We start from the raw sequence: 16862 nt of genomic DNA on the forward strand, positions 1-16862 counted from the left end.
ATATATGTTGGATGCGTCAAGAGTAATTCTCGGTACCCATGGTCAGTTGCATATCGATGGTGTGTGGCAGACAAACATTAACAAGTTGGAAGCGAGTGTGGAGATTGAAAAGCGTGAGCTGAACCTGGTCGGTAACGACTGGAAGGTGCACAAAAACGGCGCGAAAAAAGGAACAGGCACGATGACGGGCTACAAAGTCACTTCCGATATGATCCAGCGCGGCTTCACCAAATTCGAGATTATTTCCAAGCTGAACGACCCAGAATCGTATGGACATGAGAGTGTATTGCTGAGAGGTTGCATGGTGGACAAAATCCAGCTTGCCAACTGGACAGCTGGCGAAGAAGTACCGGAAGAAACAGGCTTTACGTTTGAAGGATTTGAATTGCTGAATCCGATTGTGGCGAACTAAACTTTGAAATAGGCAAGTGATTGAGTTAGTTGCTTAAGCTTGGTTGCATAGTTACTTCATATTAATATGGACACCAATGCGGGCCGAGATGATCTCGGTCTCTTTGTTGTCTCTACAGGCTTGGAAGCTGGCATAGATGAACCCATTTGTGAAATAAGAAGGAGATAACGCCCGATGAGTATGAATGAAAATATGTCCGAAGAACAGATCTTGGATCAGTTGTTTGAAGCAGCAGAACGTCTGCCAGAGGAGAATGTGCGCATTCAGCGTCTGGATCTGCTGTTGACTTTGCGTGGACTGACGTCTTCCAAAGTGGATCACATTCGCGAACGCTGTACGATTCGAAAAACGACCAAAGGCCGCACCGAGGAAAAGGTGGATACCGAAACGTTTAACGCGCTGCTCATTTCTGAAGCAACGGTGAAATTAAAAGTCCGCAGCCTGGAATTGTCCGGCTGGGGGGATACCCGTATTACTGGCCGTATGAAGCTATCTGGTGGCGAACAGGCGGTACGTCGTATGTTGCTGGCTGGTGAATTGGATGCCGTAGGTGATAAAGTGCTGGAGCTGTCCGGCTTCGGTGTGGAGATTGAAGACCTAAAAAACTGATTCACTCCGGCGGGATGACCACGTTCCTGTATCACATGTGGGTACGTCATCATCTCCGGCCCGGAGAGTTCTGGTCTTTGCCACGTGGGGAGCGCTCGCTGTTAATTGCGTTCTCGGAAGAGGAAATGTCAGCGATAACTTCGCAAATGAATCGATAACGAAATAGGCTAGGAGGTGAAAAAATGGCAGAAATGATTGTAGGTTTATCCAAATCTAATGCGGAAATGCGGACAACCCTTCGATACCTAGATCAGATCCAACGCTCAACCGAACGTCTGGGCAGAGTTCGTTATCAGAGTCTGATTAAGGTGAACAATGAACTGAGAACGACAGGACGCAGGTTGGAGCATATTTATAGTATGGCTGTGCGAATCAGCAGGCTGCGAATTACACCGACGATTGGGTTGATTGATAAGCTCAGTCCAGCGTTGGATCGCGCATGGGCGAAACTGAACAGTTTCAGGGACCAGATGGTTACGGCTTCGGGCACAGTATCGCTTGAGGTTCGGCAGAAGATCGAAGTGGCGATGGGCAAAGGTGGGCCAACTGGCCCAACTATGGCTGTCATGATCCAGAACAACAAAAACATTACTAACAATACGAAGGAAGAAGAACCTAAAAAGTGGTGGGAAAACGTACTTGCAGCGGTCCAAGCATTCAATGATTTGAAGGATGCAGCCTTTAATGTAGGAGATATTTTTAAATTGTTCAAAAAGAAAAAAGAAGAAAGTCCTGCATCAGATCCAACCAGAAGTCCAGCATCCAAATGCTGCTGTTGTACAGGTGGAAAGATGGGCAAGAACCGTAGAGTTCGTTCACCGAATGCGGATGGTGGTGGATCAGATCGTGGAAGACGAAATTACCGAAGTGGTAGAAGGTCTAGTAATCGTTCGAACCGGGGCCCATCACCAGTACCCAATCCTGTACCTGATACTCCGACTCCTCCGGCCGATCGCAACCGTAATAGGGGAGGCGGTAGAAGAATACGAGGAAGCGGTAGATTAGGATTTGCGGATGGTGGATTGGGATCTTTAACTGACATGCTGGCTGGTAATGGATTGATGGATAATTTAAGTAGTGGCTTTGCCAAAGGAGCAAAAAGGTTGCTTGGACCTATCAGCATGCTTGCTGATGTAGCGAATGTAGCGACAGCACCTCCGGAAGAGCGTGGCCGAGCGGTGGGTTCGATGATTGGCGGCACAGCAGGTACTGCGATTGGTAGCGCCATCGGTAGCGTTCTTTTGCCTGGCATCGGGACATGGGTTGGTGGTGCAGTAGGTGGTTGGGCCGGAAGTACAGCAGGTGGCTGGATTGGAGACAAAGCGAAGGATATTGGAAACTTTATGTCTAGTGCTACCGAAGGTGTAGGTGATGCATTGTCAGGTGCAGCCGATTACGTCTCTGAGAAAACAAAAAAAATCACCGATGGCATATCCAACTTCTTTGGTTTTGGTTCCAAAAAAGAAGAGAAGACGATCTCGGCAGCAACGGTGGCCGCACCGTCTCCAGTTGCAACAGGCCCCCAGATGGCCCCTGCCTATATGCCACCGGCACTGACTATGACAGGCCCAGCCGCATATATGAACAGCAAGGTAGGCCAGCCTACCTCTGCTGGATTCATGGGTACAAGCATAATGCAGAACCAAGCGATGGCGGCTGGTAACGGCGCGCAGACGACTGGAAAAACGTCCACGATGACGGTACGGATATCCGAAGACCAGATGAGCAGTCTGTCCGGTTACTTGAAGGATTTCAAAACCGAAACTACCAATCAGATTGCGATCAATATTCCACCAGGTGCGGTGCAGGTGACCGTGCGCGAAAATGCGATTGATTATGACGCAGTTTCTCACCAGGTGGGGCAACGGATATCTAACGAGTTCCGCCGTGCGATGCAAAATCGCAAAACAATTATGGCCTAAGCAGAAAGGAGGCCGCAGATATGTCTGTACTTGAAGATAAAGTTGGTCCTAACAAAATGTCATTTACGTTGAAGGATGGCAATACTCCATTTCAATTTCCGGTAAACCCTGAAGAAGTTAATATTTCCAGATCTAAGGGATATGAAACGGTCAATATGTTGGAGCATGGCGAGTTTGATTTTGCACAAGGGGAGAAGGTGAAGGAGATCACCTTCTCTTCTTTTTTTCCGAAACGATATGATCCGTCCTATTGCATGGATGAAAAATATTTTCTGGATCCACGCGTGGCGATGAATGTGTTGAACACTTTTCTCATCTCCAAAAAGCCGCTGCGTTTCATCATTTCAGAGACGGGCGTGAACGTGCCTGTTTTTATTGTTTCGCTTAATTCGAGCTTTCGTGGGGGGGAGACAGGGGATATTTATTTCGACCTGACCCTACGCACATGGCGGGATTCCAAGGTGGAGAAGGTGGGCTCTGCGGCATCCGCGAGCAAGTCAGGTTCGCGTACCGATTTGAAAAAGAACAGCAAGACCTACACCGTCAAATCTGGCGACTCCCTGTCCAAAATAGCAAAGCTTGAGCTGGGTAGCAGTTCCAAATGGAACGAGATCTACAAGCTCAACGCAAAGATCATCGGGAGTGATCCGAACCGGATCAAGCCCGGACAAAAGCTGGTGATGCCATGACCTACAAGGTCATTGTCGACGACAAATACGACATCACCAAGTTGGTGGAGACGATTACGCTGAAGGACTCGCTTGACCAGATTGCCTATCAGGCTAACATCCGGCTGGCGGTGTCTGCATCTTCCGGTCTGCCTTCGATCTCACCGGGTATGGCGGTGCGGATTAGCGGGGTTCCTTTTGGCGAAAAATCCATGGTTCATCTGCTGCATCCTGCGGTCATCTGGGAGGTGGAAAGCTCGAACAGCGGCACTAAGCGGCTATCTCTCACGGTGTACGACCGAATGATATATCTGGAAAAATCGGAGGATGAGTTCCTGTTGCCGAAGGATCAGACTGCTACGCAGCGACTCAAAACCTACGCCAAAGAGTGGAAGATTCCATACGCTACATTGCCGGAAACCAAGACAAAGCTGGGAAAAGCCGTGTATCGGTCACAGACGATCTTCTCGATGATGTTTGCCGATCTGAAGGAAACGGCGAAGTCCGGCGGGGAGATGTATCATCCACGGATGACCCCCGGCGGGTTGCAGCTCTTTCAGGTCGGAAGTAATGCAAAGGTATATGAGCTGGATCGACTAATTGATCTGACCCAGATGCGTACGCTCGAAGGAGCGGTTACCAAAGTTAAAGTCATGGCAGCTTCGGAGTCCACGAGTGGCAAAGAGGTCCCTTCCAAAGTGCTCGCGATTGAGCAGAATGGTGTGGAAGAACTGGGCACATTGCAAAAGCTGATTGAAGACGATCAGGTCAAAACAGCAACCGCCGCTAAGAAACTGGCGAAAAGTCATCTGACGGGGATTCAGGAGACCTTTACGATATCCGCACCGGATGTGAATACGATTCGCGCCGGGGACGCAGTGTTGTTGAAAGGATTGAAGCTAATCGTGATGTCGGTCAGCCGTGATCTGTCTGCCGGACCTGGAACGATGACGTTGGAGCTGGGGACTGCTGAGCTGGTGAAAAGGAGGTATTACCTTGAATAAAGATGATCCGTATGGGCATTTTGCCGACGTCATGCGGGGCGCGATGAGTACCCATTCTCGTCAGGCCTTGAGCGGTCTGGGAGCAGTACTGGGTACGATGACCTCATCCGGCGTGAAGCTGGATGATTTCAAGCACGAAGTGCAGGATTATCTCGTGGCCGAGTTACCGGGCACGCTTGGACTGCCGGAGCGCGAGGCTGCTGGCGCGATTTCCGGTATACCTGACGTGGCAAATGGCGGAACGACGGGCACGGGACGGTTTCTTTTGCAAGAAGAGGAAGTGGAAGAAGCGGTGTGGTCTCTTGGTAAAGGATTAAAAGCGGGAGATCGCGTGCTGGCGATGCGGGTGAATGGCGGTAACGACATTGTGGTGCTGTGTAAGGTGGTGAGTGCGCATGCCTAGTTTGTTCCCGGAAACGGGTGTGGTCTGGGGAGATGAGGAGGATCTGTCGGGGACGGCTTCGGATGAGGTACGCTTTGGACGGAGCTGGCGATTCGATTATGATGCAGGGGATTTTGTATTGACCCCGAGTGGCAAAGTAGCTGCGGCGGGTGCGCATGAAGCCTGGGTGCAGTGGTGTATTAAGGCAGTGAAAACGCCACGGTACAGACATGTGATTTACTCCCGGAACTATGGTTCGGAGCTGGAGGATCTGGTAGGGCAGGGTGATAGCCGGGGTGTGATGGAAAGTGAGATTACACGGATGGTGACGGAGACGTTGCTGGCTGATCCACGCACGGATTCGGTAGACCAGTTCACGTTCGATTGGAATCGGGAGCAGTGCATGTTCTCTTGTCGGGTGGCGAGTGTGCAGGAAGAGATGTTTATTCTGGAAAGTGAGGTGATCTGACGGGATGGCTGAGATTCCGCGTTATTTGGAGGACCAGACGGAGGAACAGATTATGCAGCGTATGCTGGATCGTCTGCCCGCGGATCTGGATAAGTCGGAGGGTTCGTTCCTGTGGGATGCGGAAGCTCCAGTAGCGTTTATGCTGTCTGAGGCGGCGTTGTGGGCGCAGGAATTACTGCGGCGGGGGTTTGCAAGTACGGCTGCGAGCAGTGATCCGAATTTTCGTTCGGAAGAGCTGGATCTGCGGGCGGGAGAGCACGGTATTACGCGGCGAGCTGCTGTGGCAGCTCAGGGTGCTGTGAGATTCGCGGGTACGCCGGTGAAAGTGGTGCCTGCTGGAACGGTCGTAGCTACGCTCGCGGATGAAGTATCTGCTGAAGCTTCGCTCGAATATGAGACGGTAGGACGTGTGGAACTGGATGCTGAGGGCTCCGGTGTGGTAGGCGTGCGAGCGCTTGTTGCCGGAAAAGAGAGCAATGTGCCTGCGGGCACGGTAACTGTGTTGTCTACACCTGTAAGTGGCGTGACCTCTGTCACGAACGTTGATGTGATCAAAGGCGGTGCGGATATTGAGGCCGATACGGCATTGTTGGAACGCTTTTATGCCAAAGTCCGCAACCAAGGGACAAGCGGCAACAAAGCACAATATGTGCAATGGGCCAGTGAAGTGCCAGGTGTTGGTGCAACGCGTGTGATTCCGTTATGGCAGGGGCCAGGCACGGTGGGATTGTATCTGCTTGACACGGACAAACGTGCTGCAGGTACTGATCTGGTGGCGGCTGTGCAGAAGTACGTCGATCCTACGCAGGATGGACAGGGTGAAGGTGTTGCCCCGGCGGGGCCAGTGGTGTCCGTGATGCCCGCCGAGGAAGTGCCAATGAACATTCAGGTGAAGTTGACGTTGGCAAGTGATGCGACATTGGCCGATGTACGGTCATTGATCGAACGCGGGGTGACCGCGTATTTGAAACAGTTGGCTTTTGCCGATCCGCTCGTTCGTTACACCCGTATTGCCGCGATTCTATTGGACATTCCGCCCATTATCGACTATTCGGAGCTGACCGTGAACGGTGTGAGTGACCAGAATATCGAGATGACCGCGAGTCAGGTCGCCGTGCTGGGGGCGGTGGATGTGCATGAGTAGTGTTGGGCAGATGGTGGATGAGGAAGTAGTTAGGGAATGTAGAGACCGAGGAAGATTGGGAGAAATACGCCGATCTGGGTTGGATCTGGTGAGCGAGACGCTCCATATTGATGTGCAAGGAAGGGAGGGGACAGGGCATGAGTGCTCCTTCTATTGTAGATGTTGGACTAACGAGTGAGAAAGGGCGGGAATTGTTCTCGTATTTGCCAAGGTACTATGAGACTTCTCGTGTAATGCAGGCCGATATGCAGGCCAAAGGCACCGAGATGGATCTGTTGTACCAGGCGTTGGATGAGACGCTGGAGCAGTTTTTTGTCCGCACGGCGACGTGGGGGCTGGACTTCTGGGAACAGGAGCTTGGCATTGAGACAGATCGTCTCAAACCTCTGGAGCAGCGGCGTGCGGTGGTGGAGTCGAAGTTGCGCGGGGCAGGAAAGTTTTCGTGCAGGCAGGTTGCGAATGTGGCTGAGGCGTATGCCGGGGGCAAGGTGGATGTAACTTTTCAGTCGGAAGCGTGGAGTTTTACAGTAAGCTTTGTGGATACGCTGGGCATTCCGCCTAATATCGATGACCTCAAACGGGCGATTGAAGAATTGAAACCGGCCCATATGGCCGTGGAATATGAGTATCGTTATCTGGTCTGGGATGATCTGGACAAGCGACAAAAAACGTGGGATGAACTGGATGCCGCGTCCTTGACGTGGAATGAACTGGAGGTGTGGGCGTAATGCCACAAGAAACGGATCGATTGAAGTTACCTCTACCTTTGGGGAACGAGAATGTGACCCGGGAGAGTATTAATGGAATTTTTGAAAAGATTGATGCTGGTGTTGCGACGCAGGCGGATTTGGATACGCTTCGTGAAGCGGTGAGTCAGATGGATATTCCTGATGCGTCTTTGACGCAGAAAGGGAAGGTGCAATTGTCGAATAAGACGGATGGCTCGTCTGAGACGGTGGCGGCGACGGAGAAGGCGGTAAGGGATGCGTTGACAGCAGCTAAAGCAGCAAGCTTGTTGCGTACAGGCGGAGCTATGACAGGACGATTGATTATGAATCAGTGGGGAACGTTTTCTGGCTCTTCAAATGGTTCGGTGTTGTACGGTAGTAACTGTTTTCTTGATGGGAATACATTCAAGTACGAAAACAATCATTCTAACTTAGGCGCTCGTGGTATTTACATGCGGTATTCAGGCGCTGTTGCGACGGAAGTTTACATGTTTGATACAGGCCCGGTCGCAACCACAGCAGGAGCGGTTTTCACGCCAAATTTGGCTCGAATTGTTCACATGGGGGACTTGTTCCAAAAGCACAAATTAACGGCTGATGATGGAAAAAACCAATCATTAGCGGCAGGAACTGACCTTAACTCTGTGGTGGTTAATGGACAGTATAATGGCTATAACTTAGTAAATTCGCCCTTACCGACAAATGCCGACGGATGGTGGTGGTACGTTGAAGTTCAATGCCACACAAATGGAAACGGGTATGTACTCCAAAGGGCTAGTCGGCTCAACGGTGGGGTACAAACTTTGTATCAAAGAACCAGAGAAAATAACACTTGGTCGCCTTGGAGTCCCGATCTTTTTCAGGCTGTGGCTGATGCTAAAAACAGGCATATTATCTCGTCTGTAGCGCCTTCTGGCGGCAATGACGGTGACATCTGGTATCAATACTCATGATAGAGGGGAGGAGCATAATGCATGGCTTTAGGCATTAAGGTTGGCGGGACTTGGAAAACGCCTAATAAGTTATCAGTCAAGGTCTCAGGGAATTGGCGGGCTGTCCAACAAATTTATGCGAAAGCCGGGGGAGTATGGCGACCCATTTGGTCAATCGCACCGACTATGCGTAAGGGTTACGTATGGGGTAGCAATTCATATGTGGTCAAACAATCGGACCATGTCGAATGCTACGCATATAACTCAAGCACGGGCGGCGGCGAGGCAGCTGTGGTGACAAACATACCAGTGGATTTAACTGGCGTTTCTTATGTGGTGTTCGATTACGCTCTAGAAGGTTCATCTGACATCCAATCGGACGGAATCTTTATTGCTTCCTCTTCGCAGATGGGTGGAGCTGGAACATTTGACGCTCGAACGTATCGTGGTTCACTGACGACAAGGACTACAGTCAGCTTAAGCGTGTCCAGTCTGTCCGGGCCCTACTATTTGCGGGCGCACGCTTCAAACAACGGCGGCGTAGCCGTATGGAAACGTGTGCGTCTTTACCGCATCTTGCTGGACAGCAAAGAGATTTGGAACGCCAGTGCGGGCGGATCTTACGTCTAATAAGGAGGCGCGATCATGTCCGATTACAATTATGTGCAATACTACGAGGAAACCGGTAACGTTGTGACCATCTCGACGACAGAACCACCAGCGTCGGATGTGTACGCGGTGGCCAAAACGGAGAAGGACAAGCCGGGCGACGAGTTCACATACACCATAACGGTATTGAATGTAGATATTGAAAAGAGGATTATTGATTCAGACTATTCAGTCCTGAACAACCCGAAGGCGGCGCGGCTTCTTGCTGACAATGCCGCATTGAAAGAGGAAAAACGCCGAGCTGAAAACTGCAGTAGCAGAACTGACTATGATGATCGCTGCAGGTCAGGCATGAGGGGATAAGCGATGACATTTACATCTAACAGCGGACTGGTCAAAGTTTGGGTCAGTTTGGTCATGACCGGCACGTATAAACTGGAACAGGTACCTAATCTATATAACCTTAAAGCAGTCGTGTCGGATGTTATTAACGCAACAGCATAAGCGCCGCAAGGCGTTTTTTATTATGTCCTCTGGAGCGGTCAGGAGGCTTTTCCTATTACAAAGAAGGGTTTGCGGCGGCAGACATGACAGGCACACCAAGAGTAATACTGGATTATTCGGGATCACACGTAAGATGCGCTCGCCTTTTTATATCGCAAATGAGTTGTTGTCCATTATTGAAAATGGAGGCAAACTGGGTGCGCCGATTAAGTCTCTCACAGGATCAGCTCTGAACGTATATTTATAACACGTAAGATCGGATGCTAGTCCTTGTTAAATAGGAGACCTGACTTAATTTCAGTTCTCACCAATAAAAAGGAGGTGAACCATGAGTACAAACCAACTAACCACTGCCATCGCAGACGCTCTGACGCGGCATTTCCCCAACATCCCGATCCAACCTGCAACAGGCGATACAAGCTCCACCTCAGACTCCAAAGGCATCACCTACCGCCTGCTATCCGCCCAACTTACCCGTGAACGAAGCGATCGCTTCGTGCAATCTTACGGCTTTGAAATCCGATGGCTCGATCCAAACGATATCCCGGCAACTCTACCGGACGAACTATTCGAAGCATTGGAAACCATCGACGTGGAGGGAACGTCCTATCGCGCAACGGAATTGCGTTGGGAGACTGAGAACGATACGCCTCGAATGCTGGTGTATTACACCATGCGAACCACCAAAGTGTCGGAGTCCGCCGCTACCATGCAACAACTGGAACAGCGTTCTACTGCACTTAAAGCTGCTAAAGAATAACTATATAAATTGAACTAACATTTACACGAAAACGGAGAGGACAGAAATAACCTGAAGAAGCGGAGCGTGCGCCTTTATCCCTGGATTTTCCCCTTTAAAAAGGGAGTCAAAAAAATCTGGGGATAACAGCGATCGGAAGGTTGTTCTGTCATCGGAGTGGCAAATGTAATTATTCTTTGGTTGAACTTAAATAATCAAATGAGGGGATTAACATGAAAGGAATAGGAGGCGCATTGGCGATGTTTACGAAAAAAGAATCGGACCCTAAAAAAACGGAAGCTCAACAGAAAAACAATCAAAAATACAGCAAAGCACAGTTCGCCGAATCCCGGCAACTTAGCCGGATCGAGAAAGATATTTTGGCAGCAGTTCTGCTGGAAAAACAAACATACACCATAGAAGAAGCGCAAGAACACATCCAACAATTCATGAATGGGGAGGCACAATAATGGCTGGAGGAACATGGACGACACAAAACAAGGTACGCCCTGGCGTATATATGAATTTTGCATCAGAGGGCTCATTGCCGGGAACGGTAGGAGAGCGGGGAACGGTGGCTTTGGCACTTCCATTGTCATGGGGGCAAACAGGCTCAATCCTGACGGTACAAGCAGGTGAAGATGTACAAGCCAAATTGGGCTATGACTGGACAGCACCGCAATTGCTGCTGATTCGCGAGGCATTGAAACGGGCGCAGACCTTGCTTCTTTACCGACTCAATGCAGGTACCCAAGCCAAGGCAACCTTGGATAAACTGACAGTAACAGCCCAACACGGCGGCGTACGCGGTAATGATCTGGCTGTTGTAATCTCTGCAAATATCAATGAACCGGAACAACTGGATGTCTCTACTTTGCTTGCGGGTAAAGAAGTGGACAAACAAACTTCGTCCAGCATCGAAGCTCTGGTATCCAACGCATACGTTACATTTACTGGTGAAGGTGCACTCACAGCTACAGCGTCACTTCCACTAACAGGTGGTTTGGATGGTACAGCATCTAACCAAGAGCATGCTGATTTTCTGACCAAGCTGGAAGTACTGGATTTTAACACGGTTGGTCTGATCTCAGACGATGCTACACTCAAGTCAGTCTACACAGCCTACATCAAGCGTTTGCGTGATACCGAGGGCAAGAAGGTACAACTGGTTCTGTCGGATTATCCGGCTGCAGATCATGAAGGCATTATCAGTGTCAAAAATGGTGTTGTGCTCGCAGACGGTACCGTTCTTACGCCAAAACAAACCGTAGCATGGACTGCCGGTGCAACAGCGGGAGCTAACCTGAATGAATCTCTGACGTTCCGTGCATATGACGATGCCGTGGATGTGAATGGCAGATTGACACATACTGAGACAGAAGCAGCATTGCGCAACGGCGAGTTTGTGTTTACAGCGAGCAGCAACCGCGCGGTGGTGGAGCAGGATGTAAATACGTTCCGTTCGGTGACACCGGATAAGGCACGTCATTTTGCCAAAAACCGTGTTGTCCGTGTTCTCGATGGCATCGCTAACGATATGAAACGGATTTTCGAGTCCTATTATATCGGCAAAGTGAACAATAACGAAGATGGGCGCAGCCTGTTCCGTTCCCAATGTGTCACTTATCTGAAGCAGCTTCAGGATATTGGGGCGATTCAAAATTTCGATTCCAAAACAGATATCACTGTTGCTCCGGGCAATGAAACTGACAGTATTCTGATCGAGATTCAGGTCCAACCTGTGGATTCCGTTGAAAAAGTATATATGAAAGTGAAGGTGGTTTAAGATGGCATTTTTGAAAGCAAGTGACACGATCTCCGGTCAGGAAGGCCGCGCATACGCAACGATTAACGGACAGACGGAAGAAATGTTCTATGTGAAGACGCTGGAAGCAACAGTGGAGAAACAAAAAGCAGAGGTCAAAACCTTGGGTCGCCGCGGCGTACAGCACAAAGCAACCGGTTGGTCTGGCTCAGGTTCCATGACGATCTTTTATACCACTTCCCGTTTCCGCGAGCTGATGCTCCAGTACATGCAGAATGGTGTAGATACGTACTTCGACATTGAAGTGACCAACGAAGATCCTTCCTCTACGATTGGCAAACAGACCGTTACACTCAAAGGCGTCAACCTCGACAGTGTGATTATGGCATCCCTGGATACCGAGGCCGAGGCGTTGGAGGAAGAAGTGAGCTTTACCTTTGAAGATGTCGATATGCCTGTATCGTTCAATCTGCCGAAGTAATGTAGCGTAGAAAGCATAATACCTTAAGATTTATAAAGAGTATAAATTAGCAGCGGGTTTGTAAAAGAAACCTGTTCCACTTGCCTGTGTTACGGGCTATTTGGCGTGTCAAAATACTGTTCTTCGCCGCTTCGTGCGGCGGGGGACCTAACTTTAGAGGAGGAACAATACATGAGTGGATTGAGTATGTTTTTTGCCCAAAATGCAGCAACAGATACAACGGAGGAGTTTATCGTATCCCCCCGATTCAAAGATGAGAAAGGCGAGCCGGTTGCATGGAAACTGCGCAGCATGACCGAGGACGAAAACCAGGAATGCCGCAAAGCGGCTACCCGCAAAATCAAGGGCAAGAACGGTGTCTACACACCCGACATCGATGCGAATGATTACATGGCTCGCCTGATGAGCGCAAGTGTCGTTTATCCCGATTTGAAAAACGCAGAACTCCAGCGTTCATATGGCGTGATGGGGGCGGAATCGCTTTTGCGGAAAATGCTGTTGCCTGGGGAATTTGCTTCGCTCGGTGAACAGGTCCAGAAGCTGAACGGCTTCAATCAGGATATGAACGAACTGGTGGATGACGTAAAAAACTAATTAAAGAGGGCGATTCCGAAGCCAATCTGGCTTATTACGCTCTCCATGAATTAAACATTTTGCCGCATGAGCTAATGGCCTTCTCTATGCGAGAACGAGCGGCAATCTATGCGATGATCTCCATCCGGGTGGAGGAAGAGAAGAAAGAACGGTCCAAGAATCGCGCCCGAAAGAAATAAAAAGGAAAGGAGGGAGAAATGAATGTATGCCATGTTTGCAAGACTGTACCTTACTTCAACACGTATAGTAACGCAATTTCAACAATTACCTGCTGCTATAAGTACCATGTTTAATTCTGCTCGACTGAACAGTATTGCAATGGCATCCAAATTGCTGCAGGGCGTATCCGAGGAACAAGCCAAAGTGAACGCGGCTTTTGCAGAAGGAGCCGGGCGTGTAAGAGCCTGGATCAGCATGATCAAGTCAGCAGGACAAGCGGTTCTTGTTCCAGCAGCACAAGAAGAGGATCTGAAGCATCGCTATATGGCTGCTACGGGTGATGATGCTCAGGGGGAGACGATCTTTAATCGCTACCGTGCGGAAGCTTTCAAGAGCGGACAGAATGTTACGGATGCTTTGAAAGGTACACTATCTCTCATTCCGTATGCACAGAATACGGATCAGGTTGACCAACTGAGAGATATGACTAAACGGTTGAGTATGCTTTCTCCAGATGGGAAAAGTATGTCAGATGCATCCAGTGCCTTGGTTGCTGCCATGAACGGAGACAATGGTGAACTTGCTAATTCTTTTAACATTCCTGCTGAAGCTCTAAGTGGAGCGGGTCTGCAACAAACTATCGATTCATCCAATCTGGATGGATTTATCACCAAGCTTGATGTCATTTTGCAAAAACAAGGCTATACCCAACAGGCTTTTGACACTATGCTGGATTCACCACTACAGAAGTGGAACATGCTTGTGAATCAGTTTAATGGGGTTCTGGGCCAGATTGGACAGGTAGCTCTTGTTGCCTTGACGCCTCTACTAGATCGATTAAATGAGGCATTTGCCAATGGTGAATTCACTGGCATTATTGAATGGCTTAGCAATGCATTTACGGTTGCGGCAAACGCGCTGACGATGCTGGTAAATGGCATTCTGTATATAGCAAGTGTGATCCAACAAAACTGGGATATTATTCAGCCGATCCTTATGGCGCTTGCGCTTGTGGCTCTGGCTTTGGTCATTATCCAAGTTTACAGTTTGGTTGCAGCCTGGTTATTACTGAATTGGCCTATTCTGCTCGTCATCGCTGCCATTGCAGCTGTTATCGGTATTTTAAGCATGATGGGAATATCGGGAACTGAGATTTTGGGAGCAATTATCGGTACATTTATGCTGCTTGGAGAGATGGTAAGGGTTGTGATTGCCACGATGTGGAATCGATTTGCTATATTCGCAGAGTTCATAGCCAATGTCTTCAAAGACCCATTCTATGCATTCCAAAAATTGCTTTACGATTTGGGAATGTTCGGGATGCAGATATTTTACAATCTTATTGTAGGAATTGAGGACTTTCTGGGCAAAGCGATGGGGGCAATTGGGAAGGTAGCTTCCTTTATTAATGATATCTTTGGTACAAATTTTGCTGTCATGTCCGAAGCCGATATCAACATTGCTAGCAAAAGCGTCAAGGGTTGGATGGATACACTGAAATCAATTGAGCCACAAAGTGACAAAGATGTATTCCACATGAAACGGATGGATGGAGAATTCGATCCAAAGGTTTCTGACAAGGGACAAGATATAGCAAAAAATCTATTATCAAAAATACCTTCTCTGCCTGTTCCAAGTTCCAAAGAAACAAAATTACCCGGAAACTTTGGCGGCTCAACTCCCAAAACGCCTTCCATGCCATCGATGCCAACTGCACCTGCTCCCAATATTGTTCCCAACAGCAACATGAGTAACATCAACAAAATCAACAATATCGGACAGGTGGACAAGATCGGTGACGTGGACGGCACAGTGGATGTGACGAGCGAGGATCTGAAACTGATGCGTGAGCTTGCAGAGATGCAGGCGATTCAGCGATTTGTCAGTCTGACGCCAACCGTTCAGGTCACCACAGGGGATATCAACAGCGGACATGATGTGGACAGCATCATCAGCAAAATCACCGATGGACTGAACAGTCAGATCGTCTCCAGTGCCCAGGGGGTGTATGGATAAGTGGAATATTATATTCAACTAAGCTTCAATAACCGCTCCGAATACATGTTTTTCCCGGTGACACCCGAGAGCATTGAGTTTTCGGATTCGGGAGATGGCAGTACATTTAACGTTAGCGCTTTGGGTGAAATTAACGTGATCAAGTCGCCGAAGCTGCGTGAAGTCAGTTTCAGCGGGATTTTTCCGGCAGACTACAGCCCGTATCATCTGAACTACGATGCAAGACATCCGGCAATTCAGAAGCAGTTTTACCGTGATCCCTATGAATATGTGAAAAAGATCATCCGCTGGATGCAGACGGGCAGACCCGTCAGACTGTTCTTTTCCAGTGCAAGGTACACTATTAATATGGCGGTTTCCATTGAGAGCTTCGACTGGAAGGAGACAGCGGGTACGGTGGGGGATATTCAGTATGATATCAAGCTGAAGCAGTTCATTTTCTATGCCGCCAAAAAAGTAGTGCCACTCAAGGACAGCAAGGATACGGCTGCTTCAAAAACAAAAACCAAATCCTCCCGGCCCAATGAAAAAATCCAGCCCAAGACTGTCACACTCAAAGCCGGAGACTCCTTGTGGTCTGTAGCCAAAACCCATTTGGGAGATGGATCTCGCTGGAAAGAACTGCAGAAGCTGAATGGCATCAAAGATGCACAACTGAAGAAGCTGCCGATTGGACTTGTGATCAAGCTTCCGTGAAAGGAGAGGGAATATGCAAGAGCAGATCAGGCTGGATGATAAGCTGGCAAACATGAAGGAACGGTTATTGCTGGATGACAAACAGGGCAACATCTGGGACATTAGCGAAATTGCCGGCGACATTACGTACAAAACCTCCCGTATCGGCAAGCCCTCCTCTCTGGAATTCACGTTGATCAAGGGCAGCCTGTACCAGAATAAGCAATTCACCTATGAGAATGGATTTGTCGTGAAATATATCAGCAACGAGGTAGGCATATTTTACGGATATATCTTCTCGGTGGATAGTGGCAAGGACGAAAGTGTCAAAATCAAAGCCTACGACCAGACTCGTTATCTAACCGCGAATCAGACTTACAAGTTCGTTAACGCAACGGCTACGGATGTGATCAAACGAATTGCCAAAGACTTTCTGTTGAAAACAGGTGATCTGATTCAGCCAAAGTATGTTATTCCGCGCATGTTATTTGATAACAAAAAGCTGATCGACATGATCTGTGAGGCGCTCGACCGAACGCTCATCTATGGTGGTAAAAACTACATCTTTTACGATGATTTCGGCAAACTTGTGCTTCGGGATGTGGAAGAGATGCCTTACGGCTTTGTTATTGGGGATAACAGTCTGCTCACGGATTACAGTTATACGCGGTCAATTGACGACCAGACGTATAACAAGATTAAGCTGTATCGGGATAACAAGGATACGGGAAAAAGAGAAACGTTTGTTCATCAGGATTCAGGCAGCATCCGTCAATGGGGGCTGCTTTTTTTGTACCAAAAAGCGGATGATGGCCTGAACGAAGGTCAGATTGATGAAATGCTCAAGACCCTGATGACCCTCCGCAATCGCGAGACGCAGACGTTGAAGGTGGATGCGCTTGGTGATTTCAAGGTGAGGGCAGGCAGTTTTGTCAACATCCAGATCGATGAACTGAAGATTAATCAATATTTTCTGGTAGACGAATGTACGCATAAGATACAGGGGGGCGTGCATACGATGTCACTGGATTTGAAGGTGGTGTAACGATA

Annotated in this window: 23 protein-coding genes; all 23 read left to right on the forward strand. The window is 48.9% G+C overall.

The annotated features are described in order from the left end of the window. The first annotated feature begins 4 nt into the window (after nt 1-4). Entirely contained in the window at nt 5-412 is a 408-nt protein-coding gene (locus tag V6668_RS06360) for a phage tail tube protein (RefSeq protein WP_036611426.1), read from the forward strand. A gap of 174 nt (nt 413-586) precedes the next feature. Next, nucleotides 587-1021, forward strand: coding sequence for a phage tail assembly chaperone (locus V6668_RS06365; RefSeq protein ID WP_017690174.1), 435 nt, complete (start codon nt 587-589; stop codon nt 1019-1021). 35 nt (nt 1022-1056) lie between these two features. Further along, entirely contained in the window at nt 1057-1179 is a 123-nt protein-coding gene (locus tag V6668_RS06370; RefSeq protein WP_255319811.1) for a hypothetical protein, read from the forward strand. A gap of 24 nt (nt 1180-1203) precedes the next feature. After that, complete coding sequence (locus tag V6668_RS06375) at nt 1204-2943, forward strand: hypothetical protein (RefSeq protein WP_036611425.1); 1740 nt, start codon at nt 1204-1206, stop codon at nt 2941-2943. Between the two features lie 56 nt (nt 2944-2999). Then, nucleotides 3000-3632 (forward strand): LysM peptidoglycan-binding domain-containing protein, encoded by a 633-nt coding sequence (locus V6668_RS06380; RefSeq protein WP_036611596.1) that lies wholly within the window; start codon nt 3000-3002, stop codon nt 3630-3632. Continuing rightward, complete coding sequence (locus tag V6668_RS06385; protein WP_036611423.1) at nt 3629-4615, forward strand: XkdQ/YqbQ family protein; 987 nt, start codon at nt 3629-3631, stop codon at nt 4613-4615. Before V6668_RS06380 ends, V6668_RS06385 begins: the two co-directional genes overlap by 4 nt. Continuing rightward, nucleotides 4608-5018 carry a hypothetical protein gene (locus tag V6668_RS06390; protein ID WP_036611420.1) on the forward strand — a complete coding sequence of 137 codons (411 nt, stop codon included), beginning with the start codon at nt 4608-4610 and terminating at the stop codon, nt 5016-5018. Before V6668_RS06385 ends, V6668_RS06390 begins: the two co-directional genes overlap by 8 nt. Next, a complete protein-coding gene (locus tag V6668_RS06395; protein WP_036611417.1) occupies nt 5011-5466 on the forward strand; it encodes a DUF2634 domain-containing protein in 456 nt (151 codons plus the stop codon). The genes V6668_RS06390 and V6668_RS06395 overlap by 8 nt, the downstream gene beginning before the upstream one ends. A gap of 4 nt (nt 5467-5470) precedes the next feature. Continuing rightward, a complete protein-coding gene (locus tag V6668_RS06400) occupies nt 5471-6610 on the forward strand; it encodes a baseplate J/gp47 family protein (RefSeq protein WP_036611414.1) in 1140 nt (379 codons plus the stop codon). Nucleotides 6611-6747: 137 nt separating this feature from the next. After that, entirely contained in the window at nt 6748-7338 is a 591-nt protein-coding gene (locus V6668_RS06405) for a YmfQ family protein (protein WP_036611410.1), read from the forward strand. Further along, nucleotides 7338-8291, forward strand: a complete 954-nt coding sequence (locus tag V6668_RS06410; protein ID WP_036611408.1) for a pyocin knob domain-containing protein — start codon at nt 7338-7340, stop codon at nt 8289-8291. Before V6668_RS06405 ends, V6668_RS06410 begins: the two co-directional genes overlap by 1 nt. 165 nt (nt 8292-8456) lie before the next feature. Beyond that, nucleotides 8457-8900 carry a hypothetical protein gene (locus V6668_RS06415; protein ID WP_143781078.1) on the forward strand — a complete coding sequence of 148 codons (444 nt, stop codon included), beginning with the start codon at nt 8457-8459 and terminating at the stop codon, nt 8898-8900. A 15-nt stretch (nt 8901-8915) separates the two neighbouring features. Then, nucleotides 8916-9242 (forward strand): hypothetical protein, encoded by a 327-nt coding sequence (locus V6668_RS06420; RefSeq protein WP_036611401.1) that lies wholly within the window; start codon nt 8916-8918, stop codon nt 9240-9242. 3 nt (nt 9243-9245) lie between these two features. After that, on the forward strand, nt 9246-9383 hold the full coding sequence (locus V6668_RS06425; protein WP_179088673.1) for a hypothetical protein: 138 nt from the start codon (nt 9246-9248) through the stop codon (nt 9381-9383). Nucleotides 9384-9405: 22 nt separating this feature from the next. Next, a complete protein-coding gene (locus V6668_RS06430; RefSeq protein ID WP_076319058.1) occupies nt 9406-9630 on the forward strand; it encodes a phage holin family protein in 225 nt (74 codons plus the stop codon). Between the two features lie 81 nt (nt 9631-9711). Then, nucleotides 9712-10143: a phage tail terminator family protein gene (locus tag V6668_RS06435; protein ID WP_036611398.1), complete on the forward strand. Its 432-nt coding sequence runs from the start codon at nt 9712-9714 to the stop codon at nt 10141-10143. A gap of 239 nt (nt 10144-10382) precedes the next feature. Next, nucleotides 10383-10592, forward strand: a complete 210-nt coding sequence (locus V6668_RS06440) for a hypothetical protein (protein WP_036611395.1) — start codon at nt 10383-10385, stop codon at nt 10590-10592. Next, nucleotides 10592-11908: a phage tail sheath family protein gene (locus V6668_RS06445; protein ID WP_036611392.1), complete on the forward strand. Its 1317-nt coding sequence runs from the start codon at nt 10592-10594 to the stop codon at nt 11906-11908. Before V6668_RS06440 ends, V6668_RS06445 begins: the two co-directional genes overlap by 1 nt. A gap of 1 nt (nt 11909) precedes the next feature. Next, nucleotides 11910-12368 (forward strand): phage tail tube protein, encoded by a 459-nt coding sequence (locus tag V6668_RS06450; protein WP_017690162.1) that lies wholly within the window; start codon nt 11910-11912, stop codon nt 12366-12368. A 171-nt stretch (nt 12369-12539) separates the two neighbouring features. Continuing rightward, nucleotides 12540-12962 (forward strand): phage tail assembly chaperone, encoded by a 423-nt coding sequence (locus V6668_RS06455; protein ID WP_036611390.1) that lies wholly within the window; start codon nt 12540-12542, stop codon nt 12960-12962. 201 nt (nt 12963-13163) lie between these two features. Further along, entirely contained in the window at nt 13164-15137 is a 1974-nt protein-coding gene (locus V6668_RS06460) for a hypothetical protein (RefSeq protein ID WP_036611387.1), read from the forward strand. Continuing rightward, complete coding sequence (locus V6668_RS06465) at nt 15138-15833, forward strand: LysM peptidoglycan-binding domain-containing protein (protein WP_036611385.1); 696 nt, start codon at nt 15138-15140, stop codon at nt 15831-15833. A 13-nt stretch (nt 15834-15846) separates the two neighbouring features. Then, complete coding sequence (locus V6668_RS06470; protein WP_051447219.1) at nt 15847-16857, forward strand: XkdQ/YqbQ family protein; 1011 nt, start codon at nt 15847-15849, stop codon at nt 16855-16857. The last annotated feature ends 5 nt before the right edge of the window (nt 16858-16862 follow it).

Source organism: Paenibacillus amylolyticus (assembly GCF_036894225.1).
Lineage (GTDB): Bacteria > Bacillota > Bacilli > Paenibacillales > Paenibacillaceae > Paenibacillus > Paenibacillus amylolyticus.